Origin of the sequence: Streptomyces sp. CB02400, assembly GCF_001905725.1 — a bacterium.
GTDB classification, from domain to species: domain Bacteria; phylum Actinomycetota; class Actinomycetes; order Streptomycetales; family Streptomycetaceae; genus Streptomyces; species Streptomyces atrovirens.
Window position 1 is genome coordinate 733,074 of record NZ_LIWB01000001.1, and the last position, 26,691, is coordinate 759,764.

29 protein-coding genes and 1 pseudogene are annotated in these 26,691 nt (G+C 71.6%); 11 read left to right on the forward strand and 19 right to left on the reverse strand.

Annotation, left to right across the window (positions count from 1 at the left end; all coding sequences use genetic code 11):
* Nucleotides 1-148 precede the first annotated feature (148 nt).
* The 3 genes and pseudogenes from AMK33_RS43575 to AMK33_RS03085 form a co-directional block, all read right to left on the reverse strand.
* Nucleotides 149-613 carry a GNAT family N-acetyltransferase gene (locus tag AMK33_RS43575; protein WP_235617976.1) on the reverse strand — a complete coding sequence of 155 codons (465 nt, stop codon included), beginning with the start codon at nt 611-613 and terminating at the stop codon, nt 149-151.
* A 123-nt stretch (nt 614-736) separates the two neighbouring features.
* Nucleotides 737-1,153, reverse strand: a pseudogene (locus AMK33_RS43580) (GNAT family N-acetyltransferase); the annotation flags it as partial.
* A gap of 43 nt (nt 1,154-1,196) precedes the next feature.
* Nucleotides 1,197-1,865: a hypothetical protein gene (locus AMK33_RS03085; RefSeq protein ID WP_073931101.1), complete on the reverse strand. Its 669-nt coding sequence runs from the start codon at nt 1,863-1,865 to the stop codon at nt 1,197-1,199.
* Nucleotides 1,866-2,067: 202 nt separating this feature from the next.
* Between AMK33_RS03085 and gcl the strand changes: the two genes are divergently transcribed.
* The gene (gene gcl, locus AMK33_RS03090; protein WP_073931102.1) at nt 2,068-3,852 is read left to right on the forward strand and encodes a glyoxylate carboligase; all 1,785 of its coding nucleotides are present in this window, start codon (nt 2,068-2,070) and stop codon (nt 3,850-3,852) included.
* A gap of 57 nt (nt 3,853-3,909) precedes the next feature.
* On the opposite strand, the gene AMK33_RS03095 is transcribed toward gcl, so the two are convergent.
* From AMK33_RS03095 to AMK33_RS03115, 5 genes are all read right to left on the reverse strand, one after another.
* Nucleotides 3,910-4,542, reverse strand: a complete 633-nt coding sequence (locus AMK33_RS03095; RefSeq protein ID WP_073931103.1) for an HAD family hydrolase — start codon at nt 4,540-4,542, stop codon at nt 3,910-3,912.
* A gap of 48 nt (nt 4,543-4,590) precedes the next feature.
* Nucleotides 4,591-5,277 (reverse strand): hypothetical protein, encoded by a 687-nt coding sequence (locus AMK33_RS03100; RefSeq protein WP_073931104.1) that lies wholly within the window; start codon nt 5,275-5,277, stop codon nt 4,591-4,593.
* Between the two features lie 161 nt (nt 5,278-5,438).
* Complete coding sequence (locus tag AMK33_RS03105; RefSeq protein WP_073931105.1) at nt 5,439-5,678, reverse strand: hypothetical protein; 240 nt, start codon at nt 5,676-5,678, stop codon at nt 5,439-5,441.
* 424 nt (nt 5,679-6,102) lie between these two features.
* Complete coding sequence (locus tag AMK33_RS03110) at nt 6,103-6,993, reverse strand: 2-hydroxy-3-oxopropionate reductase (protein WP_073931106.1); 891 nt, start codon at nt 6,991-6,993, stop codon at nt 6,103-6,105.
* 32 nt (nt 6,994-7,025) lie between these two features.
* Nucleotides 7,026-7,847: a TIM barrel protein gene (locus AMK33_RS03115; protein ID WP_073931107.1), complete on the reverse strand. Its 822-nt coding sequence runs from the start codon at nt 7,845-7,847 to the stop codon at nt 7,026-7,028.
* A gap of 161 nt (nt 7,848-8,008) precedes the next feature.
* On the opposite strand from AMK33_RS03115, the gene AMK33_RS03120 reads away from it, so the two are divergent.
* The 7 genes from AMK33_RS03120 to AMK33_RS03155 all read left to right on the forward strand — a co-directional run bounded on the left by AMK33_RS03120 (nt 8,009) and on the right by AMK33_RS03155 (nt 13,745).
* On the forward strand, nt 8,009-8,260 hold the full coding sequence (locus tag AMK33_RS03120) for a hypothetical protein (RefSeq protein WP_073931502.1): 252 nt from the start codon (nt 8,009-8,011) through the stop codon (nt 8,258-8,260).
* Complete coding sequence (locus tag AMK33_RS03125) at nt 8,257-8,625, forward strand: helix-turn-helix domain-containing protein (protein ID WP_073931108.1); 369 nt, start codon at nt 8,257-8,259, stop codon at nt 8,623-8,625. The genes AMK33_RS03120 and AMK33_RS03125 overlap by 4 nt, the downstream gene beginning before the upstream one ends.
* A gap of 132 nt (nt 8,626-8,757) precedes the next feature.
* On the forward strand, nt 8,758-9,345 hold the full coding sequence (gene uraD, locus AMK33_RS03130; RefSeq protein ID WP_079194721.1) for a 2-oxo-4-hydroxy-4-carboxy-5-ureidoimidazoline decarboxylase: 588 nt from the start codon (nt 8,758-8,760) through the stop codon (nt 9,343-9,345).
* Nucleotides 9,346-9,350: 5 nt separating this feature from the next.
* Nucleotides 9,351-9,755, forward strand: a complete 405-nt coding sequence (uraH, locus tag AMK33_RS03140; RefSeq protein WP_073931109.1) for a hydroxyisourate hydrolase — start codon at nt 9,351-9,353, stop codon at nt 9,753-9,755.
* 7 nt (nt 9,756-9,762) lie between these two features.
* Nucleotides 9,763-10,659 (forward strand): factor-independent urate hydroxylase, encoded by an 897-nt coding sequence (gene pucL, locus AMK33_RS03145; RefSeq protein ID WP_073931110.1) that lies wholly within the window; start codon nt 9,763-9,765, stop codon nt 10,657-10,659.
* 111 nt (nt 10,660-10,770) lie between these two features.
* The gene (locus AMK33_RS03150) at nt 10,771-12,153 is read left to right on the forward strand and encodes an 8-oxoguanine deaminase (protein ID WP_073931111.1); all 1,383 of its coding nucleotides are present in this window, start codon (nt 10,771-10,773) and stop codon (nt 12,151-12,153) included.
* Between the two features lie 206 nt (nt 12,154-12,359).
* Nucleotides 12,360-13,745, forward strand: a complete 1,386-nt coding sequence (locus tag AMK33_RS03155) for a nucleobase:cation symporter-2 family protein (protein WP_073931112.1) — start codon at nt 12,360-12,362, stop codon at nt 13,743-13,745.
* Between the two features lie 661 nt (nt 13,746-14,406).
* Here the strand turns inward: AMK33_RS03155 and AMK33_RS03165 are convergent.
* The 6 genes from AMK33_RS03165 to AMK33_RS03190 form a co-directional block, all read right to left on the reverse strand.
* Entirely contained in the window at nt 14,407-15,066 is a 660-nt protein-coding gene (locus AMK33_RS03165; RefSeq protein ID WP_073931113.1) for a peptidoglycan recognition protein family protein, read from the reverse strand.
* 85 nt (nt 15,067-15,151) lie between these two features.
* The gene (locus tag AMK33_RS03170; protein WP_073931114.1) at nt 15,152-16,036 is read right to left on the reverse strand and encodes a lysozyme; all 885 of its coding nucleotides are present in this window, start codon (nt 16,034-16,036) and stop codon (nt 15,152-15,154) included.
* 228 nt (nt 16,037-16,264) lie between these two features.
* Nucleotides 16,265-16,687 (reverse strand): acyl-CoA thioesterase, encoded by a 423-nt coding sequence (locus tag AMK33_RS03175; RefSeq protein WP_073931115.1) that lies wholly within the window; start codon nt 16,685-16,687, stop codon nt 16,265-16,267.
* A gap of 61 nt (nt 16,688-16,748) precedes the next feature.
* Nucleotides 16,749-17,381 (reverse strand): hypothetical protein, encoded by a 633-nt coding sequence (locus AMK33_RS03180; RefSeq protein WP_073931116.1) that lies wholly within the window; start codon nt 17,379-17,381, stop codon nt 16,749-16,751.
* The gene (locus AMK33_RS03185) at nt 17,378-17,587 is read right to left on the reverse strand and encodes a DUF397 domain-containing protein (RefSeq protein WP_073931117.1); all 210 of its coding nucleotides are present in this window, start codon (nt 17,585-17,587) and stop codon (nt 17,378-17,380) included. The genes AMK33_RS03180 and AMK33_RS03185 overlap by 4 nt, the downstream gene beginning before the upstream one ends.
* Nucleotides 17,584-18,411, reverse strand: a complete 828-nt coding sequence (locus AMK33_RS03190; RefSeq protein ID WP_073931118.1) for a helix-turn-helix domain-containing protein — start codon at nt 18,409-18,411, stop codon at nt 17,584-17,586. The genes AMK33_RS03185 and AMK33_RS03190 overlap by 4 nt, the downstream gene beginning before the upstream one ends.
* 157 nt (nt 18,412-18,568) lie before the next feature.
* On the opposite strand from AMK33_RS03190, the gene AMK33_RS03195 reads away from it, so the two are divergent.
* Complete coding sequence (locus AMK33_RS03195) at nt 18,569-19,024, forward strand: ATP-binding protein (RefSeq protein ID WP_073931119.1); 456 nt, start codon at nt 18,569-18,571, stop codon at nt 19,022-19,024.
* A gap of 9 nt (nt 19,025-19,033) precedes the next feature.
* On the opposite strand, the gene AMK33_RS03200 is transcribed toward AMK33_RS03195, so the two are convergent.
* Complete coding sequence (locus AMK33_RS03200; protein ID WP_073931120.1) at nt 19,034-19,360, reverse strand: hypothetical protein; 327 nt, start codon at nt 19,358-19,360, stop codon at nt 19,034-19,036.
* 43 nt (nt 19,361-19,403) lie between these two features.
* On the reverse strand, nt 19,404-20,612 hold the full coding sequence (locus tag AMK33_RS03205; protein WP_073931121.1) for a pyridoxal phosphate-dependent aminotransferase: 1,209 nt from the start codon (nt 20,610-20,612) through the stop codon (nt 19,404-19,406).
* Nucleotides 20,613-20,695: 83 nt separating this feature from the next.
* Here AMK33_RS03205 and AMK33_RS03210 point away from each other — a divergent pair, with 83 nt between their 5' ends.
* Nucleotides 20,696-21,322, forward strand: coding sequence for a winged helix-turn-helix transcriptional regulator (locus AMK33_RS03210; protein WP_073931122.1), 627 nt, complete (start codon nt 20,696-20,698; stop codon nt 21,320-21,322).
* A gap of 58 nt (nt 21,323-21,380) precedes the next feature.
* Here AMK33_RS03210 and AMK33_RS03215 read toward each other — a convergent pair whose 3' ends face one another.
* From AMK33_RS03215 to AMK33_RS03225, 3 genes are all read right to left on the reverse strand, one after another.
* Nucleotides 21,381-22,181, reverse strand: a complete 801-nt coding sequence (locus AMK33_RS03215; RefSeq protein ID WP_073931123.1) for a hypothetical protein — start codon at nt 22,179-22,181, stop codon at nt 21,381-21,383.
* Entirely contained in the window at nt 22,181-23,455 is a 1,275-nt protein-coding gene (locus AMK33_RS03220; protein WP_107424998.1) for a VWA domain-containing protein, read from the reverse strand. The genes AMK33_RS03215 and AMK33_RS03220 overlap by 1 nt, the downstream gene beginning before the upstream one ends.
* A 91-nt stretch (nt 23,456-23,546) precedes the next feature.
* Nucleotides 23,547-25,070 carry an IucA/IucC family protein gene (locus AMK33_RS03225; protein WP_073931125.1) on the reverse strand — a complete coding sequence of 508 codons (1,524 nt, stop codon included), beginning with the start codon at nt 25,068-25,070 and terminating at the stop codon, nt 23,547-23,549.
* 112 nt (nt 25,071-25,182) lie between these two features.
* On the opposite strand from AMK33_RS03225, the gene AMK33_RS03230 reads away from it, so the two are divergent.
* On the forward strand, nt 25,183-26,679 hold the full coding sequence (locus AMK33_RS03230; RefSeq protein WP_079194749.1) for an IucA/IucC family protein: 1,497 nt from the start codon (nt 25,183-25,185) through the stop codon (nt 26,677-26,679).
* Nucleotides 26,680-26,691: the final 12 nt, after the last annotated feature.

Here is a 26,691-nt window from a genome sequence, read left to right on the forward strand (position 1 = left end):
CGGTGGAACTTGGCCGTGACAGCTCCTGCCGGGAGCTTCGTCGCGCTGCGGAGTCGCCCGACCGACGTACATCGCCTTCAGGCCGGGATCAGTTCACTGTCGACGCCCTCTCCGGTATTTCCCGGAGAGGGCGTCTCGTGACGTCGTGTCAGGCGACGGCCCGCCGGAAGACCTGCCGTGAGCCGCCCTCCGGACCCGGAGCGGCGGCCTCGGCGGGGGTGAAGCCGAGCCGCTCGTAGAAGACACGGGCGCCGCTGACGACGGCACCGGGGTGGTCGGCCCCGAAGGTGACCACCTCGATGTCACCCGGCCCGCGCACCCACCGGCGCGTCGCCTCCGCCATCAGCGCGCCGCCGACGCCCGTTCCCCGGGCCTGGTGCGAGACGACGAGCCAGTGCACGTGATACGTCGGCGCCTCGCCACCGAACAGCAGTCCGCCGAGGAGGTCCGGCCCCGAGGAGTCGGCGACGAGCGCCAGGGAGCCGGCGATGTGCTCCCGCACCGCGTCGTGGAAGCCCGGCTCCTCGACCATCGGGCCGAACCACTGCTCGACCTGGGCCGCCAGGCCGAGGAAGCCGGGAAGGTCCTGCTCACGCGCCAGTCTGATCGTCATCCGGGCAGTCCGGCTCTCCTGCCGCGGGTGCGGGGGGACGTCCCGGCGCATGCACACGCGCGGCCACCGGTCGAGTCCGTGTCCGGCCTCCTCGGCGCGGATCCGCCGCAGGCCCGGTGTGAGTTCGGGCTCGTTCAGCGTGCGGAAGCCGAGGCGCGCGTAGTACGGGGCGTTCCACGGGACATCGGCGAACGTGGTCAGCGTCAGCGCGGTCAGGCCCCGTCCACGGGCGTGGGCGGCGGCGTGGTCGAGCAGCGCCCGGCCCACTCCCCGGCGGGCGGCGTCCGGGTGGACGGAGACCTGCTCCACGTGGAGGGCGTCGTCCACGGGTTCGGCGGTCAAGTACGCCACGGGCCGGCCTCGTTCGTCGGCCGCCACCCAGCAGCGGCCCGCCCGGCGGTAGCGCTCCAGCACGTCCGGTGCGGGCGGGTCGTCGTCGGCGATCTCCGGCATGCCGAGGTCGCGGAACGGGGTGCCGGCGGCCCGTTCGATGTCCTGGAGGGCGGGCAGTTCACCGGGTTCGGCGGGACGGATGCGCATCCGCCGAGTATCGGATGCCGGTGGCGGGCTCGTCGCCGGGATTTCAGGCCCCGTCGGCGTCCAGCGCTTCGGCGGGGCCGTTCACCGGCTGCGGGGTGCCGGTGGGGCCGAGCAGGAACAGCGGGACGTCCAGCGCGTCGGCGCGGGCCCGCGCCTCCTCGGTGTAACCGGCGACGGTGAAGTACAGGCAGACGGCGGACTCGGTCATCGCCGTCAGCCACAGGCACTCCACGTCCCGCGGGGTCGCCGGACGTGCCGACGGGTCGACCTGGGCGAGGACGCCACGGCCCGCCAGTTCGACACCGGACGGGGAGCGCCGGTCGGTGCGGCGGACGTCCTCGTGGCCGAGCCGGCGCAGATGCAGCACGGCGGCCGTGACCGCGTCCCGGACCGCGTCCCGCGCGGAACGGACGGCGGAGGCCTCGGGCCGCACCGCCGGGACGGACGCCCGTGGCCCGGCCACCGGGATCAGCAGCACCGTCCCGCACGGGCACCCCAGTTCCGGCCGCGGCCACTCGCCACGGAGTCCGCAGCGCCCGCACCGCACGGCGACCCACTCCTCGTCCCAGGCGCGGTGTCCGACCGGGCTGGCCACCCCGTCCAGGTCCAGCGGCGGTGTGACGGGCGCGCCGCACGCGCAGGGATACGACGGTGCCGTGTAGCGGTGCGAGCGCCGACAGGCAGGACAGCGCACCGGCACGCTCTCGGGCATGGTCCCACTCCCGTGTTCTCGAGGCGGTGCCCATCGTCCTCCACCGGTCCGCCGTGTGTCCGGCACTTGCCCCTCTCTTGACGGCCTCGGCCACCCACCCTACATTCATTCCAGATAGTAGAAATTAATTTCCACCATACGGAAGTACTCGCCGCGGGGCGCGACGGGAGTACGTATCCGACAGCCGAAGCAGGAGTACTCGATGGCTCGCATGACCGCTGCCCGCGCGGCAGTTGAGATCCTCAGGCGTGAGGGCGTCACCGACGCGTTCGGTGTCCCGGGCGCGGCGATCAACCCCTTCTACGCGGCGCTCAAGGCCTCCGGCGGCATCACCCACACCCTCGCCCGCCACGTCGAGGGCGCCTCGCACATGGCCGAGGGCTACACCCGCACCCACCCCGGCAACATCGGCGTCTGCATCGGCACCTCCGGACCGGCCGGCACCGACATGATCACCGGCCTGTACTCCGCGACCGGCGACTCCATCCCGATCCTGTGCATCACCGGCCAGGCGCCGACCGCCGTGATCCACAAGGAGGACTTCCAGGCCGTCGACATCGCCTCCATAGCCAAGCCGGTCACCAAGATGGCGGTGACCGTCCTGGAGGCCGCGCAGGTCCCCGGCGTCTTCCAGCAGGCCTTCCACCTGATGCGCTCAGGACGGCCCGGCCCCGTCCTGATCGACCTGCCGATCGACGTGCAGCTGACGGAGATCGAGTTCGACCCGGACACCTACGAGCCGCTCCCGGTCTACAAGCCCGCCGCGTCCCGCGCCCAGATCGAGAAGGCGATCGGCATGCTGAACGCCGCCGAACGCCCGCTGATCGTCGCGGGCGGCGGAGTCATCAACGCCGACGCGGCCGAACTGCTCGTCCAGTTCGCCGAGTTGACCGGCACCCCGGTCGTGCCGACCCTGATGGGCTGGGGCGTCATCCCAGACGACCACGAACTCAACGCCGGCATGGTCGGCCTGCAGACCTCGCACCGCTACGGCAACGCGACCTTCCTGGAGTCCGACTTCGTCCTCGGCATCGGCAACCGCTGGGCCAACCGCCACACCGGGAAACTCGACGTCTACACGGCCGGCCGCACCTTCGTGCACGTCGACGTCGAACCCACCCAGATCGGCCGGATCTTCGCCCCCGACTACGGCATCGCCTCCGACGCGCGCGCCGCGCTGGAGCTGTTCGTCGAGGTGGCGAAGGAACTGAAGGCCGAGGGCCGGCTGCCCGACCGCTCCGCCTGGGCGGCCGCCGCGCAGGAGAAGCGCGCCACCCTCCAGCGCCGTACGCACTTCGACGACGTCCCGATCAAACCGCAGCGCGTCTACGAGGAGATGAACAAGGCCTTCGGCCCCGAGACCCGGTACGTCTCCACCATCGGCCTCTCGCAGATCGCCGGCGCGCAGATGCTGCACGTCTACCGGCCCCGGCACTGGATCAACTGCGGCCAGGCGGGCCCGCTCGGCTGGACCGTCCCCGCCGCGCTCGGCGTGGCGAAGGCCGACCCCGAGGCGCAGGTCGTCGCCCTGTCCGGCGACTACGACTTCCAGTTCATGATCGAGGAACTGGCGGTCGGGGCGCAGCACAGGATCCCGTACGTCCACGTCCTGGTGAACAACGCCTACCTGGGCCTGATCCGGCAGGCGCAGCGGGCGTTCGACATCGACTTCCAGGTCAAGCTGGAGTTCGAGAACGTCAACGCCCCCGAGCTGGGCGTCTACGGCGTCGACCACGTCAAGGTCGCCGAGGGCCTGGGCTGCAAGGCGATCCGGGTGACCGACCCGAACGAACTGGGCGCGGCCCTGGAACAGGCCAAGAAGCTCGCGTCGGAGTTCCGGGTCCCGGTCGTCGTCGAGGCGATCCTGGAACGCGTCACCAACATCTCCATGTCGACGACCAACGACATCGGCAACGTCGTCGAGTTCGAGCCCCTCGCGACGGAACCGGCCCACGCCCCGACATCGATCACGCCCCTGAAGAGCTGACCACCCGCACCCGCCCGGGGGCGGCCCGTCCCGGTGACGGAGCCGCCCCTCTCGCCGTCAGGCGCCGGGCAGGAAGCTCAGCACCTTCCGGAGGTCGGCGGGCGTGCGGTAGTGCACACCGGTCATCCCGAGCGCGATGGCGGCCTCGACGTTCTCCAGCCGGTCGTCCACGAACAGGCACCGGTGGGCGGCTGCCCCCGCCCGCTCGGCTGCGATCTCGTAGATCGCCCGGTCGGGCTTGGCCACTCCCACCCGAGCGCTGCTGACCACGTGGTCCGCGAGATCCGCCAGCCCCATCGACGCGAGGTCGCGCTCCAGTTCCAAGGTCGCGTTCGTCACCAGGACCAAGGGCATGTGCCCCCGCACCTGACGCAGCAGGTCCACCACCACGTCATCGGCGCGGAACGGGGCGTCGGCGAGCGCCTTCCCCAGCTCGCGGGCGCACGCCGGCGGCACCCGGTCGGAGAGCGCCGACGCGATGGAATCCACCCACTCCTCCGTGGTGATCCTGCCGAGGAGGAGCGGCAGGTCCACTTCAGGGGCGTAGGCCGCTTCCGCCGTGGTGCCCTCGGCCAGTCCCGCGGCACGCTCCAGCTCGGCCACTGGAGCGATGTCGTAGAAGCGGATCACGTTGTCGAGGTCGCACAGCACCGCGTCGAAGGGTCTGCTGGATATGTCGGTAACCGTCACCGCCCCTGAATAGCACAGCGCCGGACCACCGTCGGAGGGAAGGCGGGCTCAGTTCGAGCCGCCTCCGCAGCCGCCTCCGCCGCCGCAGTAGGTGTGGCCGCCGCCGCCCCCGTAGGTGCCGCCGCCCGGGGAGTGGCGGAGGCCCTTCTCCCTGAGGTCGATCCGCTCGGTCAGGCCCGCCCGGAGGGCGAAGCGTGGGACGAGGACGGTCAGGGCGTCCTTGCCGTGCAGGGCGACGGCGAGCAGTTTCTCGTGGTCCGGCCGGCCGTGCCGGCTCGTCGGCAGCGGGTACGCCTTCCGCAGGACCTTCAGCCGCCGGCGGGCGGCCCTGGTCGGTCCGAGCAGCAGCGGGTACCGCAGCATCCCCGCCTCCGCCAGCCCGACCCGCAGCTCGGCCACCGCCCAGCGGACATCCGGGTGCCGGACCAGCTCCCGTGTCTCGGAGGGCTCGGCCAGGCAGTGGTGGACCGCGCTCTCCAGGTACGACGCCCGCATCGCGCCCGTGACGGGCTCGGTCCGCCCCTGGACGTCCTCCAGCGGAACCCCGGGCGGCGGCAGCGGGGGCAGGGCCCGCCCCGCCTCCCCGTCGACCGCCCGTACCGTACCCGGCGCGCCCGCCTCGACCGCGCCCCGCAGATGCAGGGCGACGACGGCCACCGTGACCGCGGCGCGCGGGCCGCCGGCCAGCAGGGCGAGTTCGTGCGGCGTCCCCCGGACGCCTCCGGTGCCGGTCATGGCATGACACCCCCTCGGCCGGGGCCCGCCGCCCCCGTGCCGGCGGGCCCCGTGTGCCAGGAGTGTGCCCGCCCGCGGTGGTGGTCCAAGCCTTTCGGGCCGCCTTCAGAGGTTCATTTGAGGGTGGCGTACCCGGCGTACAGCCGATGCTGTAGCGGCGCTCAGGTCGTCTCGTGGTGCTCCGACAGTCCCGGCCAGTCGTCGGGGCCGCCGCCCTGCCACTCGATCAGGTCCGTCTCCTCGACATCGGTGACGTACAGATCGGCCAGCCGCAGGATCTCGCCCACGTCGTCGACGTGCGTGGCGATGCCCAGCGTGTCGTCGCCGGAGGTGACCCGCCGGGAGCCGTCCAGGGCCGGGGAGTGCACCACGATGTGCGGATGCTCCGTTGGATGTGCCATGCCCCCAGGCTGCTGCGCACCGGACGGATCCGCACCCCGGATGCGGACGAGAAGCGCCCGGACGCGGGACCGTCCGCATCCGGGCGCTGCAAGGAGGTACGGGCCAGGGACCGCGGCGGCTGCGACGGCTCCGGGACTCCTCCCCTCAGGTCGAAGAAGGAGTCCCGCGGCCTTCACCACCGCACTGGCTCGCACGCCGCCGCGGCGCCCTCGCCCCGCCCGCGGTGTCCCGTACGGTCACCCCTCATCCGGGCCGTACGAGCTCTCCGCGGGCCGCGCGTACGGCCCCGACCTCCCGTCAGGGGCCGTACGCGAGTCGCTGTGCCTCATCGCGCTGGGTTCCGGGCGGCGCCGACGCCTTGGGCGCGACAGGACAGGTGTCGGCGCCGGCGCCGCCCGGAGGTCTGTGAGTGGAGCGGGCCGGTCAGACCCGCGCGCCGGACAGCCGCTCGACCGCCCGCAGCAGCGCGGAGTGGTCCAGTCCGCCGTCGCCCTGTGCGCGCAGGCTCGCCACCAGCTGGGCGACCACGGCACCGACGGGCAGAGCCGCGCCGACGGCGCGGGCGGCGTCGGTGACGATGCCCATGTCCTTGTGGTGCAGGTCGATACGGAAGCCCGGCGCGAAGTCCCGGTTCAGGAAGTTGTCCTTCTTGCGGGTCAGCACGGTCGAGCCGGCCAGTCCGCCGCCCAGGACGTCGAGCGCCGCCGTCAGGTCCACGCCCGACTTCTCCAGGAAGACCACGGCCTCGGCGCACGCCTGGATGTTGACGGCGACGATGAGCTGGTTGGCGGCCTTCACGGTCTGCCCCGAGCCGTGCGGGCCGCACAGCACGATGGTCTTGCCCAGCGCCTCGAAGACCGGCTTCGCCTCCTCGAAGTCGGCCCGCTCGCCGCCGACCATGATGGACAGCACCGCCTCGACGGCACCCGCCTCACCGCCCGACACGGGGGCGTCCAGCACCCGGATGCCCTTGTCCTTCGCGGCGGCGGCCAGGTCGATGGAGGTCCCCGGGGTGATCGAGGACATGTCGATCAGCAGGGCGCCGGGCCGGGCGTTCTCCAGGATGCCGTCGGGGCCGTACGCGATGGCCTCGACCTGCGGGGAAGCGGGAACCATGGTGATGATCACATCGGCGTCCCGCACCGCCTCGGCGATGGAGGAGGCGGCGGTGCCGCCGGCGGCGGCCAGCCGGTCCAGCTTCGCCTGCTCCAGGGTGTGGCCGGTGACGTCGTAGCCCGCCTTGATCAGGTTCTCGGACATGGGGGAGCCCATGATGCCGAGGCCGATCCATGTGACCTTGGGAAGGTTGCTCATGTGAGGGTGCCTTTCGGTGCAAGGGGATGTGGTCAGCGGGGCAGCCAGCCGAAGGCCTCCGCGCTCGGACGCTCGCCGGGCTTGTACTCCAGGCCGACCCAGCCGTCGTAACCGGCCTTGCGTAGCCGGTCCAGCAGGTCCTCCAGCGGGAGCGAGCCGGTGCCGGGGGCGCCGCGGCCGGGGTTGTCGGCGATCTGCACATGACCGGTCTTCTCGGCGTACCGGTCGATCACCGCCGGCAGGTCCTCGCCGTTCATCGCCAGGTGGTACAGGTCCATCAGGAAGCGGGCGTTGCCCAGTCCCGTGGCCGCGTTGACCTTGTCGACGACCCCCACGGCGGCCGGCGCCGACACCAGCGGGTACAGCGGCGACTCGGGCTTGTTCAGCGCCTCGATCAGCAGGACCGCGCCGATCCGGTCGGCGGCCCGGGCCGCCAGGACGAGGTTCTCCAGGGCGAGCGCGTCCTGCTCGGCCGGGTCCACGCCGTCGACCCGGTTGCCGTACAGCGCGTTCAGGGCCGTACAGCCCAGGGACCCGGCGAAATCGGCGGCCACGTCGACGTTGGCACGGAACCGCTCCGACTCCTCGCCGGGCACGGACAGCGCGCCCCGGTCCGGTCCGGGCAGCCGCCCGGCGTAGAAGTTCAGGCCCGTGAGCCGTACGCCCGCGTCCTGGACCGCCTTCCGCAGCGCGTCCAGTTCGGACCGCTCGGGGACGGGGGAGTCGACCCAGGGCCACCACAGCTCGACCGCGGTGAAGCCGGCCGCGGCGGCGGCCGCGGGGCGCTCCAGGAGCGGGAGTTCCGTGAAGAGGATCGACAGGTTGACGTTGAAGCGCTGGTCTGCGAATCCCATCGGAGGCGCCCTTCCTGAAATTCCGTATAGTGGAAGTCTCTTTCTGCTTAATGGAAGACTGCCGTCGACTCTTCGGACTTGTCAAGAGGGCCGGACCGCCGGAAGTCTCCGCCCGGCTTCCCGGCGGTCCCGAGAACCGCGCCGCGCGTTAAGTTGTGCGCGTGCGATTGAGAGTGGAGTTCACGACCGAGCCCTTCGACCTCGACGAGGCGCCCGCGCACGCGGTGGTCGCGCGGGAGGTCGTCGAGGCGGCCGAGCTGGACGCGGTGGACGTCGGACCGTTCGGCAACACCGCCGAGGGCGGCGCCGACGCGGTGCTCGGCGCCGTGGACACGATGCTGCGCAGGGCGCTGGCCGCCGGCGCCACCCGGATCTCGCTCCAGGTCAACGTCGTCGAGGAGGACGGCCGGTGACCGGCACCGGTGACGAGGCCTTCATCGCGGCGGTGAAACCGCTGGTCGACGCCATGGGCGGCGAGATGGTCCCGCCGGACGAGGCCGGAACCGACGACGTGGTGCTCTCCTGGGAGGACGCCGCAGTCGTCGCCGTACGCCTGCCGCAGCTCGCGGACTCCCTCGACCACATCCTCGCGGCGCTGGAGCGCGGGAAGGGCAGGCCGCTCGCGGACCTGGACCGCAGGACGAAGCAGGAGATCGTACGCGGTCTGGAGGCGCGCGGCGCCTTCGCCGTGCGGCACGGTGTGGAGACCGTGGCGAGCGCGCTGGGGGTCAGCCGCTTCACCGTCTACAACTACCTCAACCGCGAGAAGGGCACCTGAACCTCCCGGACGACGGGCGCTCCTCTTTCTCACGCCGAATTTTCAACAAACTGTTGACGTGTTGTTCGTGACGGCGTTCACTGTCGGCACGCCCGTTCGACACGAAGGCCGCTCGCGGCCACGGAGGCTTCCGTGACGTCGACTTTCCCACCTCCGGGCCTGGCCCGTTTCAACGCCCTGGAGGAGCACGCGGCCCTCGCCGCACTCCACGAGGCCTGCGCCTCCAGGGCATGGGCCCGGCGACTGCTCGCCGCCCGCCCGTACCCCACCGCCGACGACCTGTACACCGCCAGTGACGCCGCCACGGCCGGCCTGACCACGGCCGACCTGGAAGAGGCGATGGCCGGGCACCCGCCGATCGGCCGCCCGAAACCGGGGGACCCGACCTCCACCCGGGAACAGAGCGGCATGGCCGGCGCCCCGGAGGCGCTGAAGGCCGAGATGCTCGAACTGAACCTGGCCTACCAGGAGAGGTTCGGCCATGTCTTCCTCATCTGCGCCACCGGCCGGACCGGCGAGCAGATGCGCGACGCCCTCCGGGAACGCCTCGGCAACGCGCCGGAGCGGGAGCGCGAGATCGTCCGCACCGAACTGGGGAAGATCAACCGCATCCGGCTGGCCCGTCTCGTCGAAGCCGAAGGCAAAGCCGAAGCCGAAGACGAAGCCGAAGCCGAAGGCAAAGCCGAAGCCGGATTCGAAGCCGAAGCCGAAGAGGACTGACCCACATGAGCACCGACACCACCGCCTCCGTGTCCACGCACATCCTGGACACCAGCGCCGGCCGCCCCGCCGAGGGTGTCGCCGTCCGCCTCGCCGCCCGCTCGGGCCGGGACGCGGACTGGCGGGCGCTCGGCGGCTCCGCGACCGACGCGGACGGGCGGTGCAAGGACCTGCCGGCCCTGCCGGAGGGAACCACCCACGTACGGCTCGACTTCGAGGTCGAGGCGTACTTCGCACCATCAGCGAGGAACCAAGCCGAGGCACAGCAGGACGCCCCCGCGCATCGGGACAGCGGCACCGGAGTGTTCTTCCCGGAGGTGGCGATCACGTTCGCCGTCGTACCGGGCGAGCACTACCACGTACCGCTGCTGCTCAACCCGTTCGGCTACTCCGTTTACCGAGGGAGCTAGCAGACACATGCCTACGATTCTGGGCCAGAACCAGTACGGCAAAGCAGAGAACCGAGTCGTCAGGATCACGCGGGACGGCACCACCCACCACATCAAGGACCTGAACGTCTCCGTCGCCCTGTCCGGCGACATGGACGAGGTCCACTACTCCGGCTCCAACGCCAACGTCCTGCCGACCGACACCACCAAGAACACGGTGTACGCGTTCGCCAAGGAGCACGGCATCGAGTCCGCCGAGCAGTTCGGCATCCACCTCGCCCGCCACTTCGTCACCTCGCAGGAGCCCATACACCGGGCGCGCATCCGCATCGAGGAGTACTCCTGGGAGCGGATCGAGGCGGCCGGTGAGGGCGAGCACTCCTTCGTCCGCAAGGGTCAGGAGACCCGGCTCGCCCAGATCACCTTCGACGGGGAGAAGTGGGAGGTCGTCTCCGGCCTGAAGGACCTGACGGTGCTCAACTCCACCGACTCCGAGTTCTGGGGCTACGTCAAGGACAGGTACACGACGCTCAAGGAGGCCTACGACCGTATCCTCGCCACCTCGGTCTCCGGCCGCTGGCGGTTCAACTGGACCGACGACGAGCAGGAGATGCCCGACTGGGAGACGTCGTACGAGGAGACCAGGAAGCACATGCTCCAGGCCTTCGCCGAGACCTACTCCCTGTCCCTGCAGCAGACGATGTACCAGATGGGCACGCGGATCATCGACCACCGCGGCGAGATCGACGAGGTCCGCTTCTCCCTCCCCAACAGCCACCACTTCCTGGTGGACATGGAGCCGTTCGGCCTCAAGAACGACAACGAGGTGTACTTCGCCGCCGACCGCCCCTACGGCCTGATCGAGGCCACCGTCCTGCGGGAAGGCTGCGAGGCGCGGATACCGGTGGACCTCACCAACCTGTAAGCCCACAACTCCCTTTCGGCACCCGCGGCCGGACGGCCCGCCGACCGGCCGCGGCACTCAAACCTCCAGGGTCCTGCCGTGCCCTCTCCACGTACGCGAAAAGGACGAACCATGGCAGCAGACCACCGGCGTACCGTCATCGAGAACTGCGCGATCGCGACCGTCGACGCGAAGGACACGGAGTACGCCTCCGGTCACCTCGTCCTCGTCGGCAACCGTATCGAGTCGCTCGGCACGGGCGCGGCCCCCGAGGGCCTGGAGAACGTCGTACGGCGGATCGACGCCACCGGGCACCTCGTGACTCCCGGCCTGGTCAACACCCACCACCACTTCTACCAGTGGATCACCCGGGGCCTGGCCACCGACCACAACCTCTTCGACTGGCTCGTCGCCCTCTACCCGACCTGGGCGCGCATCGACGAGCCGATGGTGCGTGCGGCGGCCCGGGGCTCGCTCGCGATGATGGCCCGCGGCGGCGTCACCACCGCCATGGACCACCACTACGTCTTCCCGCGGGGCACCGGCGACCTGTCCGGCGCCATCATCGGGGCCGCCCGTGACATGGGCGTGCGCTTCACCCTCGCCCGCGGCTCCATGGACCGCGGCGAGAAGGACGGCGGACTGCCCCCGGACTTCGCCGTCGAGACCCTCGACGACGCGCTCGCCGCCACCGAGGAGACGGTACGACGACACCACGACGCCTCCTTCGACGCCATGACCCAGGTCGCCGTCGCCCCCTGCTCCCCCTTCTCCGTCTCCACCGAACTGATGCGGGACGGAGCCGAGTCGGCCCGACGGCTCGGCGTACGCCTGCACACGCACGGCTCGGAGACCGTGGAGGAGGAGAAGTTCTGCCACGAGCTGTTCGGCATGGGCCCGACCGACTACTTCGAGTCCACCGGCTGGCTCGGCGAGGACGTCTGGATGGCGCACTGCGTCCACATGAACGACTCCGACATCGCCGCCTTCGCCCGTACGAGGACGGGCGTCGCCCACTGCCCCTCCTCCAACGCCCGTCTCGCGGCCGGCATCGCCCGCGTCCCCGACATGCTCGCGGCCGGCGTCCCGGTCGGCCTCGGCGTGGACGGCACCGCCTCCAACGAGTCCGGCGAACTCCACACCGAACTGCGCAACGCCCTCCTCGTCAACCGCCTCGGCGCCCACCGCGAGGCCGCCCTGAACGCCCGGCAGGCGCTGCGCCTCGGCACGTACGGCGGAGCCCGAGTGCTGGGTCGCGCGGGGGAGATCGGCTCCCTGGAGCCGGGCAAGCTCGCCGACCTGGTGCTGTGGCGGATGGACACCCTCGCGCACGCCTCCATCGCCGACCCGGTGACCGCGCTGGTCCTCGGCGCGGCGGCCCCGGTCACCGCGTCCTTCGTGAACGGCCGGCAGATCGTGGAGAACGGCCGCCTGCTCACGGCCGACGAGGACGAGATCGCCCGCTCCACCCGTGCGGAGGCGCAGCGGCTGGCGCGGATCACCGCGCAGGGCTGAGCCCCGTCGAAGTCTCCGGCCGGGAGGGACGGCTCCCGGCCGGTGTCCGCGGATGCCCATCGGGGTCCGCGACGGCCGTCTCCGGGGCGTGTACGTCCCGGAGACGGCCACCCACCTCCCCCGTCCCCGGTCCCGCACGACCACCCGCACCACCTCCTTGACACCCGCGTCAGAGCCGACGTGTACCCGACCGGAGGAGAGCCGCAGTGGCCGACCACCCCGTTGACGAGAAACTCCCCGCACTCAAGATGGCGACGACCGGCCTGCAGCACGTGGCCGCCATGTACGCGGGCGTCGTCGCCCCACCCCTGATCGTCGGCGCGGCCATCGGTCTCACCGGCACCGAACTCACCTTCCTCACCGGCGCCTGTCTGTTCACCGCGGGCCTCGCCACCCTCCTGCAGACCCTCGGCGTCTGGAGGATCGGCGCCCGGCTGCCCTTCGTCAACGGCGTCACCTTCGCCGGTGTCGCCCCGATGACCGCGATCGTCGTCTCCACCGACGACAGGAACGACGCCCTGCCGATCATCTTCGGCGCGGTGATCGTCGCCGGCCTCCTCGGCTTCCTCGCGGCACCGTTCTTCAGCAAGGCGGTCCGCTTCTTCCCACCGGTCGTCACCGGCACGGTCATCACGCTCATAGGCGTCTCGCTGCTGCCCGTGGCCTTCGGCTGGGCCCAGGGACCCAGCCCTTCGGCCGACGACTTCGGTTCGGCGACCAATCTGGGCCTGGCCGCCGCCACCCTCGTGATCGTCCTCCTCCTGCGCCGCTTCACCCGCGGCTTCGTCAAGCAGATAGCCGTCCTGCTCGGCCTGGTGGCCGGCACCCTCCTCGCGATCCCGTTCGGGGTCACCGACTTCTCTCCGGTGGCGGACGCGGACATCGTCGGTTTCCCGACCCCGTTCCACTTCGGCGCACCGCAGTTCCAGCTCGCCGCGATCGTCTCGCTGTGCGTGGTGATGGTGGTGTCGATGACCGAGTCGACCGCCGACATGCTGGCGCTGGGCGAGATCGTCGACCGCCCGGCCGACGAGAGGACCATCGCGGCCGGCCTGCGCGCCGACACCCTCGGCTCCGCCCTCAGCCCGCTGTTCAACGGCTTCATGTGCAGCGCCTTCGCCCAGAACATCGGCCTGGTCGCGATGACGCGGATCCGCAGCCGGTACGTCGTCGCCACCGGCGGAGGCTTCCTCATCCTGATGGGGCTGTGCCCGATGGCCGCCTCGCTGATCGCCGTCGTACCGCGCCCGGTGCTCGGCGGCGCGGGCGTGGTCCTGTTCGGCTCGGTCGCGGCGAGCGGCATCCAGACCCTGGTCCGGGCCGGCCTGGAGAAGGACAACAACGTCCTGATCGTGGCCGTCTCACTGGCCGTCGGCATCATCCCGATCAGCGCACCGGAGTTCTACCACTCCGCCCCGGAGACGGCCCGGATCATCCTGGACTCCGGCATCTCCACGGGCTGCGTGGTGGCGGTCCTCCTGAACTTCGTCTTCAACCACCTCGGCAACGGCCGCCGCGAGGCCACCGACGTCACCCACCCGATGGAGGCGGGCGGGGAACTCACGGGCGTGAAGGCCCCGGCCACACCATGAGGTTGGCGAACAGCTCGGCCTGCTCGATCGCGTCGTCGAGGGCGATGGGGGTGCCCCCGGTTCGAGCGAAGCCGAGAACTGGGGGAGTGTGTGCCGGCGCCGTGACAGCAGCTCACGCGGCATGGTGCCCTTCGCCACCGCCCGCAGCGGCAGCCCCGCCTTGGTGGCGTACAGGGTCTTCATGTCCAGACAGCCCGAGTGCCCGAAGGGACTGGAACCGGTGAAGCGGATCAGGTACCAGTACAGGAACGTCCAGTCGTACGACGCCGGGTAACCGCACATCACCGGTTGGGCGCCGGCCGCCGCCTCACGCACCCAGTCGGTGAACTCCCGCATCGCCCGGACCGGTTCGGCGCCCTCGGCACCGAGCCGGTCCCGGTCGAGACCGCTCACCGCCAGTGCCTCGGGCACGAACTCCTCGCTGATCGGCCGCAGTTCCCGGTAGAACGTCCGCTCCTCGGGATCGGCCGCCCGGAATCCCTCGGCATCCTGCGTCCCGGCCACCGAGGCGCCCAGGCTCAGCATGGAGTACGGCCCGGGGATGGGCCCGTCGGCCTCGATGTCGACGGAGATGTAGAGGCTGGGTCTGACGCGTCGTGGAGCCATGGGACGCAAGGATCGCAGGCCGGGGCGCGCTCCCGCATCCGGAATCCGCCGCCGGTCAGGCCGCCCGCGCCGCCGCCACCTCCTCCCGCAGCCGGGGCAGCATGTCGTGGTACACCCCCGGGCACAGCGTCTCGCCGTAGTCCTTGTGGCCGTAGAGCTGTGCGGAGGGGATGCCGTACCGCGCGCACACGTACGCGCACAGGACCACCAGGACCTCCCACTGCGCGTCGGGCGGTACCGCACCCGCGTGGTACGCGCCCTCGCACGCGATGCCGATGGCCTGGCCGTTCTGCCCGGAGGTGTGGGAGCCGAGGACGAAGTTCCGGCCTCCGGTGAGTGCCTGGAGGCTGCCGTGCCGGCCCTCGGTGATCCAGCCGCCCCGGCTGACCAGGAAGTGGTAGCCGGTGTCGACCCAGCCGTTCTTGTCCAGGTGCAGGTCCTGCACCCAGTGGGCGTGCGCGTGCGCCTGGGCGCGGGAGAAGTCGGAGGTGTTGCCGCTCACCGTGTGGTGGACGACGATCCTGCTCGGCCGGTACTGCAGGACGCTGATGTTCCCCTGCGGGGAACGGGCGTCCCAGGTGCCGGTGGAGTCGATGTCCGGCTCGATGGCCTCGGTGTCGCGCGCCTGCGCGGTGCCCGGCACGGCGGTGGCGGCGGCCAGTCCGGCCGCACCGGCGAGCAGGAGACGGCGCCGGAGGGCGTTCTCGGGATGCACGATCACTCCTCGGGGACGGAGGCGGGGTGGGGGAGGCGCAGGAGCCGGCGACGGACGGCCGCCGGCTCCACCGCGTGATCGCGCGTCAGGTGTTGTTGGCGAGCGCCAGCAGCCGGTCGCGGGAGCCGTTGAACTGGTTGCGGTCCACGTTGCCGGAGACACCGCTGACCGAACCGGTGCTGGTGTACTGCCACACCGTCCAGGTGGGGAATCCGCTCGGGACGGTCGGCGACGACGCCGAGGTCCAGTGCGCCACCCACAGCGGGCTCTTGCTGTACATGCCGGTCCAGTTGCCGGTGCAGGTGTTCCACCAGCTCGCCGTCGTGTAGATGACGACATCACGGCTCGTGCGCGACTTGTACGTGTTGTAGAAGTCGTTGATCCAGCTGCGCATCTGCGTGGTGGACAGGCCGTAGCACATGGCCCCGTACGGATTGTGCTCGATGTCCAGGACGCCGGGCAGGGTCAGGTTGTCGCGCGACCAGCCGCCGCCGTTGTTGACGAAGTAGTTCGCCTGGGTGGCGCCGCTGGAGACATTGGGGCGCGCGAAGTGGTACGCGCCCCGGATCACGCCGGCGCGGTAGGCGGCGGGATAGTTGGTGTTGAAGCTCGGGTCCTTGTAGGTGGTGCCCTCGGTCGCCTTCATCCAGGCGAACTGGATGCCGGCGCCCCGCACCGAGGTCCAGTTGATGGAGCCCTGCCAGTGCGAGACGTCGATGCCCTGGACGCCGCCGGTGGGGGCGAGGGCGCCCAGCGACGGGGCCCCGGCCGGGCCGCCCCCGTGGACGCGGGTGCCCACACCCATGTACGCCTCGCCGGGTTCCACGTGGACACGGTCCCGGTCGGGCCGGGGTGCGGCGGTCGCGCCGCCCGCGGTGGTGGCCGTCAGCGCGAGGGCGGCGCCGAGGACGCCGAGCGCCGTGGCGATCCGTCTGCGGGGGCCGGTTAAGGGGCGGGGGACAGAGAACATGGGGGCTGCCTCCTGACACATGTGGGGATGAGCGAAGGAGGTGACGTCGGCCGCTGCCACCTGGGCAGATCCGTACTGATTGACGTGCGCGCGTCATTAGTTACGCACGTAGATTCCGGGCCTGTAAAGAGCCTTCGTTCCTCTCTGGTGGTCTGGTCCACTGTAGGAGCGGATGGCCTGGAAACTTGGTAACCGGGCGGCGGAAACTTTCAGAACGTGAAACCTCGGCTACAGCCCGAACAGGCCCGGGTCCTTCGCCAGGTCCCGGAAGACGTCCTGCGGATTCGGCACGAGCTTGCGCCGCTTGAGGTCCATCAGCCCGCCGACCGCCGTGATCTCGGCGGCCACGGTGCCGTCGGCCTTGGTGATCGTCTGCTCGATGGTGAAGACCTTGCCGCCGCTCCAGGTGAAGGCGCAGCTCACGTCGGCTTCGTCGCCGGCGAGGAGCTCACGCTTGTAGCGGATGGTCGTCTCCAGGGCGACCGGTCCCACGCCCTGGGAGATGAGACCGGACTGGGTGATCCCAGCCTCCTGGAGCAGCGACCAGCGCGCGTGCTCCGCGTAGTTGAGGTAGACGGCCTGGTTGAGGTGGCCCTGGACGTCGGTCTCGTATCCGCGCACGGTCACACGGACGGAAAACGGCTCGCTCACTGCGCTGTCCCCTTCACGCCTGCTCGGTAGGCTGTTCGACCCACCGATCTTGGCATGCCCCTCACACCCGGCGCGGGGAGGCCAGCAGATAGCGTGCCCGCGTCCTCGGCTCCGTGTACTCCCCGACCTGCCAGCCTGCCTCCTCCAGCGTGGCCGCGCAGGCCCGCAGCGCCGCGCCGTCCGGCTCGTACACGGCGACCGCCTCCGGCTGGGGGGTCTCCCGCACGCGGTAACCGCTCTCTCCGTCGGTGGCCGGGCGATGTCCGGCGGCCTCCAGGGCCAGCGCGGCGGCCTGCACCAGATGCGAACGCTCCCAGCCGCACGGCCGGTCCGTCGCACCGTCGGGATTGGTCATCCGGCGCAGCTCCAGCATGCCCTGCCAGGCGCCGCGCACCTCCCGGAGCCGGGCGGGGCCCGACTCCGGCGCGGGATGCTCGCCGCCGCCGACGCGCGCGGCGAACACCCCGGTCGCGGTCGGTGCCTTCACCGGCTCGGGCGCCGCCTCCGCCTCCGCCTCGCGCGCCCGGTGCCCCGCCGGGGTCAGGAAGTGATCGTGCGGCGGCCTCGGGTGCCGGAAGGCGAGCCCGCGCTTCACCAGCGCGGCGAGCTGTGCCGGCGTACCCCTCAGTCGTCCCGTGTCAGGATCGGCGGCGTCGACGATGCGGCGCTGTGCGGCGGTGAGCGGTCGGGTCATCGGCGTCCGGAGGCGTACGGGAGGAAGGCGGCCCACTGCTGGGGGGCGAAGGTGAGGCGGGGGCCCTGTATGTGCTTCGAGTCGCGGACGTGGATGGTTTCGGGGGTGGAGGCGACCTCGACGCACTCGGGGCCGTCGTTCGTGCTGTAGCTGCTCTTGAACCACTCCAGCGCGGGACCGTTCCCGGTCGGGCGGTTGGTCGTCATGTCTCTCCCAGCAGTTTCTCGATGAAGGCCAGCGACTCACGGGGGGTGAGGGCTTGGGCTCGGATGATGCCATAGCGGATCTCGAGGATCTGGATCTCCTTGGGATCGGAGAGCAGCCGACTGATCAGCTGTACTTCGATGTGGCCTACGGTGGCCCCCTCCTTCAGCCGCAGCAGTTGAAGTGCCCCCGCGAGTCCCGCGTGGTCTTCGCGATCCGTGGGCAGCACCTGGATCTCCACGTTCCGCCGGTGACCGACCGCCAACAGGTGTTCGAGCTGTTTGCGCATCACCATTCTGCCCCCGAGCGGACGGCGCAACGTCACCTCTTCCTGGACGAAGTTGAAGACCGGCGCGGGCTGCTGGTCGAAGATCTTCTGGCGCGCCAAGCGGGCCTCGACGAGCTCGTCCACCTGCTCCTCGGTGTACGGAGGCCGTCGCATGCCGTAGATGGCCCGCGTGTACTCCGGCGTCTGAAGCAGGCCGTGCACGACGTGATTCGCGTAGGCGCACAGCTCGACCGCTTCTTCCTCCAGCTTGGCCAAGTCCCGTACCTTCTTGGGGAACCGGGCCTTCGCCACATCGTTCTTCAGCCCCGAGATCAGCCCGCCCGCTTCGAGCGCCCGGTCCGCCGCTTCCAGGAACTCCTCCGCCGGAGCCCTGCGCCCGCGTTCGACGGACGACACCTGTTCCTCGCTGTACCTGATGGCCGTGGCGAGACCGGCCTGGGTCATGCCCTCCCGCTCCCGGCACATCTTGATCACCCTGCCGACGGTCCGCAGGACGGCCGCCGACTCCTCGTCCGCGCCGTAAGGTTCCACACTCATGTCCCCACACCTCCATGTGCCACCCGTGCCCAACTCGCCGCCGGTGCGGGGCGTCACGCGTCGCGACCCGGACAGACCCGGACAGCATCCGCACGGTCACCCTGCGTACTGGCGTCGTCACTGTGCAGAGTAAGGTCGACCGGCCACGCTGAGTGACATGAACGTCGATATCGCCCCGACCGCCGGACACACGGGCCCCGCCCGCCACTTCGGCATCCGGCTCTCGGCCACCGCCCGGGGCGCACGCCTGGCCCGTCACCTGTCGGCCGAGCAACTCGCTTCCTGGGGCTGGCCGTACGACAGCGAGGCCAACCGCACGGTGTCCCTGCTGGTGGCCGAACTCGCCGCGAACGCGGCGGTGCACGGGCGGGTGGCGGGCCGTGACTTCAGGCTCCGCCTGACGCTCCACCCGGAGGACGCCACGCTCCGTATCGAACTCACCGACGCCCGCCCCGACCGCCGCCCACCGGCACCCGGCACACTGCGACCCGCCGCATCCGACACGGAATCCGGTCGCGGCCTCCTCCTCGTCGAGGCGCTGGCGTCCCACTGGGGGACAACCGCCGGCGACCCGTACACCAAGACGGTGTGGTGCGAGGTCGCCCTGTGCTGAGCGGTGCCGCTAGCCCATGAACTCCGGCTGCTGGTAGGGCGTCCACCAGCTCAGCAGCCCCCATATGCCGAGCCCGAGCGCGCCCACGGCGAACGCGGCCGCGAGCCACGGGCGGTGCGATGTGCGCAGGACGAGCAGCCAGGCGGTGAGCGGGACGAGCGCGCCGCCCGCGGCGATGAGGGGGAGGTCGACGTAGAGGACGCTCAGGTCCCGGTGCATGCCCTCGAAGCCGCCGTGGATGCTGACCCGCGCCTTCGGCGCCCAGGCGAGCACCGCCGCGACGGCCCCCACGGCCGCCAGGAGGATGCCCGCACAGCCCTGTTTCTCTTCTTGCATACCTTGATCGGATGCGATCGTTCCGTCGGCGGTTCCTGGTCCCTTACTGCCGGTATCCGCTCAGGAAGCGTCCGATCCGGCCGATCGCCGCCTCCAGGTCCTCCACGCGGGGGAGGGTGAGGATGCGGAAGTGGTCGGGGGAGGGCCAGTTGAAGCCGGTGCCCTGGACGACCTGGATCTTCTCCCGCAGGAGCAGGTCGAGGACGAACTTCTCGTCGTCGTGGATCTTGTGCACGGATGGATCGATGCGCGGGAACGCGTACAGCGCGCCCTTCGGCTTCACGCAGCTCACGCCGGGGATCTCGTTCAGCTTCTCCCAGGCCACGTCCCGCTGTTCGCGCAGCCGGCCGCCCGGTGCGGTCAGTTCGCGGATGGACTGCCGGCCGCCGAGGGCGGCCTGGATGGCGTACTGGGCGGGCGCGTTGGCGCACAGCCGCATGGAGGCCAGCATGGTCAGGCCCTCCAGGTAGTCCTTCGCGTGCTGCTTGGGGCCGGTGACCACCAGCCAGCCGGAGCGGAAGCCCGCCACGCGGTAGGTCTTGGACAGGCCGCAGAAGGTGAGGACGACCAGGTCGGGGGCGAGCGCGGCGGCCGAGTGGTGCACGGCGTCGTCGTAGAGGATCTGGTCGTAGATCTCGTCGGCGAGGACCATCAGGCCGTGGCGGCGGGCCAGGTCGAGGATGCCCTCGACGATCTCCTTCGGGTACACCGCGCCGGTCGGGTTGTTGGGGTTGATGATGACCACGGCCTTGGTGCGGTCCGTGATCTTCGCCGCCATGTCGTCCAGGTCCGGGTACCAGTCGGCCTGTTCGTCGCACAGGTAGTGGACCGCCTTGCCGCCCGCGAGGTTCGTCACCGCGGTCCAGAGGGGGAAGTCCGGGGCGGGGATCAGGACTTCGTCGCCGTCCTCCAGCAGGGCCTGTACGGCCATCGAGATCAGCTCGGAGACGCCGTTGCCGAGGAAGACGTCGTCGACGTCGACCTCCAGGCCCAGGGTCTGGTAGCGCTGGGCCACCGCGCGGCGGGCGGAGAGGATGCCCCGTGAGTCGGTGTAGCCGTGTGCCCGGGGGAGCATCCGGATCATGTCCTGGACGATCTCCTCCGGCGCCTCGAAACCGAACAGGGCCGGGTTGCCGGTGTTCAGGCGCAGCACGCTGTGCCCCGCCTCCTCCAGCGCGTTGGCGTGCTCGATCACCGGACCGCGGATCTCGTAGCAGACCTCGCTGAGCTTGCTCGACTGCCGGAACTCCATGCGCCGCTTCCCCTCACGTGGTGTTGCTTGGTTTTACCAAGTGGGAGCTTGGAAAGTCCAACGACATGTCTAGACTGCGTCGCATGTCACCTCGCCGAAGCTACGACCAGTACTGTTCCGCCGCCCGCGCGCTCGACGTCGTCGGCGACCGCTGGACCCTGCTGATCGTCCGGGAACTCCTCGCAGGACCGCGTCGTTACACCGACCTGCACGCGGACCTGCCCGGCGTCAGCACGGACGTACTGGCCTCCCGGCTCAAGGACATGGAGCGCGACGGCCTCACCACCCGCCGCCGGCTGCCCCCGCCCGGAGCGGCGTACGTGTACGAACTCACCCAGCGCGGGAGCGCGTTGCTGCCCGTGCTCCAGTCCCTCGGTACCTGGGGCGAAGCCGAACTGGGCGAGCGGCGCCCCACGGACGCGGTCCGCGCCCACTGGTTCGCGCTGCCCCTGCTGCGCGCCCTGGAGGGTGAGGGCCTCGTCGAAGTCCGCCTGGAGGAAGGCAGGTTCCACCTGCACGTCGGTACCGAGGACGGTCCCGTGTACGGTGACGGACCCGCCCCCGGGGAACCCGACGCCCTGCTCTCCCTGGACACCGCCACCTGTACGGAGATCAGCCGCGGCGGACTGACCCTGGCCGACGCGGTCCGCGCGGGACGGGTCGAGGTGACGGGCGAGGGCACGCTCGCCAAGACCCTGCGGGAGACGTGAAACGTGAGACGAAAGGCGGAAGGCCCGCACGGGGCGGGCCTTCCGGAAGGACGTCACGTCACGCGGTCGGTGGTACCCCGGGCGGACGCCCGGACCCCCGCGTCAGCCGGTAGCCGGCGACACCCGCCAGGGCGGCCAGCACACCGCCCGCCGCCGTCCATGTCCAGCGGTCGGACCACCAGCCGGAGGTCCAGCCGTCCTCGGGCTCCAGACCGGCCAGCACCGCCGGGTCGTCGTCCTCCTCCTCCGACCCGTCACGCGTCGCGATGCCCGGCACCAGCGGTTCGGACAGCGCGCCGTCCACGGCCGCCGCACCGCCCATGTCCTTGGACCCGACCCGCAGTTCGGCGTTCACCGGCTGGCCCAGGTCGGCCGTGGACAGCCGCAGCGCCGTGAGGCGGACGTAGTACGTGCCCGGCAGCGGGTCGTTGGCCCACGGCTCCGACCAGGCGCGGACCGTGCGCAGCACGCACTCCAGCTCCACGGAGGGCGTGTCCGTCCCGGCGGTGCGGGTCTGCGCGCCGTACTGGCAGGCCTGGCGGCGGCGCAGACCGTCGTACACGTCGATCTGCCAGGTCTCGGCCGCGTGGCTCTCCGGCAGCTTCACCGTCGCGCGGACGGTGGGGCGCTGCCCGGCGTCCGCCGGGAACGACCAGTACAGGTAGTCGCCCGTGGAGGCACGTGCGGTGGCGGTCTGCCCCTGCTCGACCTCCGTCGCCGTACGGAACGAGGTGCCCGCGCGGGTGGGCGCCCCGTCGTCGTCGGACGCGCCGGGGGAGGGGGAGGAGTCGGCCGCGGCGGGGGCGGCGGCCAGTCCGAGGGTCAGGAGGGCGGCACTCAGTACCCGTACGGCGCGCATCAGTTGGTCCTCCAGACGGCGACCCGCCAGCGTGACAGCCAGCCCCAGACGAGACCGGCGAGGAAGCCGGTGAGGATCAGCGCGCCGAGCAGCCACCAGCCCCGGCCGAGACCGAAGGAGGCCACGTCGTCCGCGCCGTCCGGACCGTCCACGACGTCGACCGTCAGCTCCAGCGGAAGACCGGGCGTGGTCTTCACCCCGGAGTCCGCCGAGAAGGAGTTGGTCACCGCCAGGCACACGACCTCGGCCGCGGGCTTGTCGCTGTCGTCGTCGTCCCGCTCGGGCTTCGGGTAGCGCAGCCCGGTGGACAGTGCGTCCGTACGGCCGTTGCCGGTCGCCTCGCCGCGCACGATCTCCCGGTCGTGCACCGTGACGGCCCGCAGCAGCACGCCGTAGTCCGGACGCACGGCGCGGTCCGCCGCCACGCTCACCGAGGCGCGCAGCTCCTGGCCGGCGAGCAGTTCCACGCGGTACCAGCGCTGCTGGCCGAACTCCTCACGGTCGGTGTAGAGGCCGGACTCGAGCGTCGGAGCCTTGGCGCACGAGCCGGCGCCCTCGGTGGCCACCGGCGTCACCACCGGCTCGGCCGCGCGGTCCACCAGCTCGTTCACCCGGTCGGTGAGCTCGTCCTGGTGCTCGACCGAGGTGTACGTTCCGCCGGTCGCCTCGGCGATGCAGCTGAGCTGCCGGCTCAGTTTGGCGTTCGGCACCAGGCCCAGCGTGTCGATGGTCAGGCCGATGCCCCTGGCCGCGATCTCCCGGGCCACCTCGCACGGGTCGAGCGGGGCGCAGGTGTCCTCGCCGTCGCTGATCAGCACGATCCGCTTGGAGCCGTCGCCGCCCTCGAGGTCGTCGGCCGCCTTCAGCAGGGCGGGGCCGATCGGGGTCCAGCCGGTCGGGGCGAGGGTGGCCACCGCCGTCTTCGCCTCGGTGCGGTCCAGCGGGCCGACCGGGTAGAGCTGCGCGGTGTCCTTGCAGCCCTCCTTGCGGTCGTCGCCGGGGTAGTTCGCGCCGAGCGTGCGGATGCCCAGCTCCACCTCCTCCGGCGTGGCGTCCAGCACCTCGTTGAACGCCTGCTTCGCCGCCGCCATCCGGGACTGGCCGTCGATGTCCTTGGCCCGCATCGAGCCGCTCACATCGAGGACCAGGTTCACCTTGGGGGCGTCCTGACCCGTGGGTTCACCGGCGGCCGCCCCGGCCGGGAAGGCGAGCCCGGCCGTCAGTGCGGCGAGCAGGGCACAGGCGCCTGCCACCGGCCGTTTTCTTCTGATCATCGGCGGATCCTATTGATCAGGAGCGCCGCGCTCCAAAACGAGGTGCCACAGGGGCTCGTAACGGGATGTCACAGGGACTTGCAACGGGATGTCACAAGGACTCGTACCGGAGCGGATTGGGTAGTTCCGCCCATTGGTCCCCCGACGTCCGCGGTGACAGCCGCATCAGTGTCAGCGCCTTCGCCGGCAGCGGCTCGTCGAGCAGGGCGGTCAGGTCCGGGGTGCGCGGCAGATCCCGTACGGCGCCCTCCAGGGCCGTCCGCAGCGCCGGTCCCGACCCCGCCGTCCCCGCCAGCGCGCCGGCCACCAGCGAACCGAACAGCTTGCGCCGCAGCGTGCGTTCGTCGTCCGTGACCATGCGCGCGGGCAGCTCCTCGGGGAGCGGGACGCCGTGCCGGGCGAGGCGGGCGGGACCGATCCGCAGATCGGCCAGGTCGCGGTAGACCAGCCGTACCGGATCCCCCTCCGGCGACAGCACCACGAGCAGGTTCTGGCCGTGCGCCTCAAGGGCCACCCCCAGCTCCAGCAGCCGCAGCCCGACCGTGAGCGCGAGCCGCGCGAACCGGACCGACCAGGCGGGGGAGTGCGGCAGTTCGGTGGTCGCCAGCGCCGCCACCGGGACGACCCGCTCCCCGGTCGCCGCGTACTCCTCCGGCGACTCGCGCAGCACCGCCGCCAGATCGGGCGACCCGGCCGCCACCGCGCCCAGCGTGCGGGTGGTGTGCAGCAGCCCGTCCGTGCGCGCCGCCACCACCTCCCCGAAGTCCGACAGCGCCGCCGACGCGGCCACCGAGCCGAGCGAGATGTCCCGCACCGAGGACGTCAGCCGGGCGCTCAGCGCCGTCTTGACGTGCGGCCCGTCCGGCAGGGCGAGGGTGCGCAGCGTCATCAGCGGATGTGCCGTCAGCGGATGTGCCGCCAGCCGCCGCTCACCCGTCCGCTTCAGCACATGCGCCGCCTGCCACGGATGCACCGGGACCACCACCCGCCCCGCCTCTCGCAACCACCCCGGCCACACCCCCGACACCAGGCACTCGGCCTCCGGCACGGGCAGCAGCCCCAGCTCCACCACCGGCCCGTGCTCGGGCCCGTAGGCGAGCTGCTCGGCCACCGAGAAACCGGGCCGGGAACGGCAGTTGGGGTGGAACGGATGCCCGTCGACCACCCTCCGCTCCCACTCCCAGTCCCGCGCGGGCCACTCCCGCGGATGATCCCGCCGCCCCGCCCGCGACAGCGCCAACGACGCGACACTGTGAGCGAGTTCGGCGGCGAACACCTCCGAGTGCGGTACGGCCAGCTCCGTCATCAGCCGCGCCGGATCGTCGTACACCGCCTCGTCCAGCCGTACGGCCGTGACGTACGCGGCGGTCGCATACGGATCCGCCCGCGGGCCGCGCAGCCACCGCCCGTCCGCGAGCCGCAGGCCGAGCCCGTCGCGCCGCGTCTCCCGCCGGACGACCCACGGCAGCGGATCGTGCGCGAGGCCACGCCACAGCCGGGTCAGCACGGCCGCGCGGGCGCCGGGCAGCGCGTCGGTGTACCGGGGCACGAGAGAGGGCCGTACGACGGCCAACTCGTCGGCGGCCTCGGCCTCGGCGGTGGGGGGACGGTGCACGGGCGGGCTCCTCGGGTACGCACGGGGTGGGACGTATGGCTGGACGATGACAGACATACTGATCGTCTCCGCCCGGACAGACCGTAAGGAACCAGAGGAACGCGTGGATCTCATGCCCCCGCCCGCGGACGACGACGCCGACGCGTACGCGGCGGTGCCGCTGCTGAACTGCCTGCTGCGCGAAGTGGCCCAGCCCGTACCGGGAACGGGGACGGGGACGGGATCGGGGGCGGGGGCGCACTCGACGTACCGCCTGCCCGGTACGGACCGTCTGCTGCGGGTGCGCGGCACCCGGCGTCCCGCCGCACCCGAGGTCCACGCGGCGGGCACCTGGCACCGCCTCGGTCACACGGAGCTGGTGAAACTCGTCGCCGAGGAGCTGCGCCGGCACACCGGCCTGCCCAACCACGAACTGCCCGCCGAGATGCTCGACAGCCGGGAGGCGGTGGCCGCGCTGCTCGCCGCCCGCGCCCGGTCCACCCCGCCCGACGACCCGTATCTGCGCTCCGAGCAGGCCCTCGTCACCGGCCACACCCACCACCCCGCCCCCAAGGCACGCGGCGGCGGCCCCGCGGCGGCCTGGCTGCCGTACGCGCCCGAGGCGCACGCCCGCTTCCCGCTGACGCTGCTGGGGCTGCGCGAGGACACGGTCGTGGACGAGGGCGACACCGCGGCCCTCGACCGCCTGGGCACCGCACCCTCCGGCTACCGTCTGCTGCCCGCCCACCCCTGGCAACTGGACCTCGCGGCCCGTGACCTCGCCCCCGCCTTCGCCGACGGCCGCCTGATCCGGCTGGGCACGACCCCCTCCCCGGTGTGGCCCACGGCGGCGATCCGCACCGTGTACGCGCCCGAGCGCGACCTGTTCCTGAAGTTCAGCCTGGACGTGCGCATCACCAACGACATCCGCCGCCTGTGGCGCCACGACCTGCTGAGACTCCGTACGACCGACACGGCCGTACGCGACGCCTTCGCCGGGTCCGACGCGGCCTGGCAGAGCGACCGGGGCCACCGCACCGCGGACTTCGCCTACGAACAACTGGCCGTGGTCGTACGCGACGGCCTGCGCGACCACCTCCCGCCCGGCGCGACCCCCTACCTGGCCGCCGCCCTGGTGGAGGGCTTCGACGGCAGCCCCCTGGCCACCACCCCCGATCCGGTGGCCTGGTGGGAGGCCTACCTGTCGCGGGTGGTCCCCCCGGCCCTGACGGCCTTCGGCGGACACGGGGTCGTCCTGGAGGCGCACCTGCAGAACACGCTCGTCGCCATGGACCCCGACGGCATGCCGGTACGGGCCCTGTACCGGGACGCGGAGGGCGTGAAGCTCCTGTCCGCGGTCTCCAGGGAGGCGGGCTGGGAACGCCTGGTGTACTGCCTGTTCGTCAACCACCTCTCCGAGATCGCCGCCGCCCTCGCCGACCACCACCCCGGCCTCGACCCCTGGCCCGCGGTCCGCCGCGAACTGGCCCGCCACGACCTCCCCGAGATCCCCGCCCTGCTCACCGCCCCGACCCTCCCGGCCAAGACCAACCTCCTGCTCCGCTGGACCGGCGCGGACGGCGCCGACGCCCGCTACCGGCCGCTGCCCAATCCGCTGGTCGGCCCATAAAGGCAGGTGAGC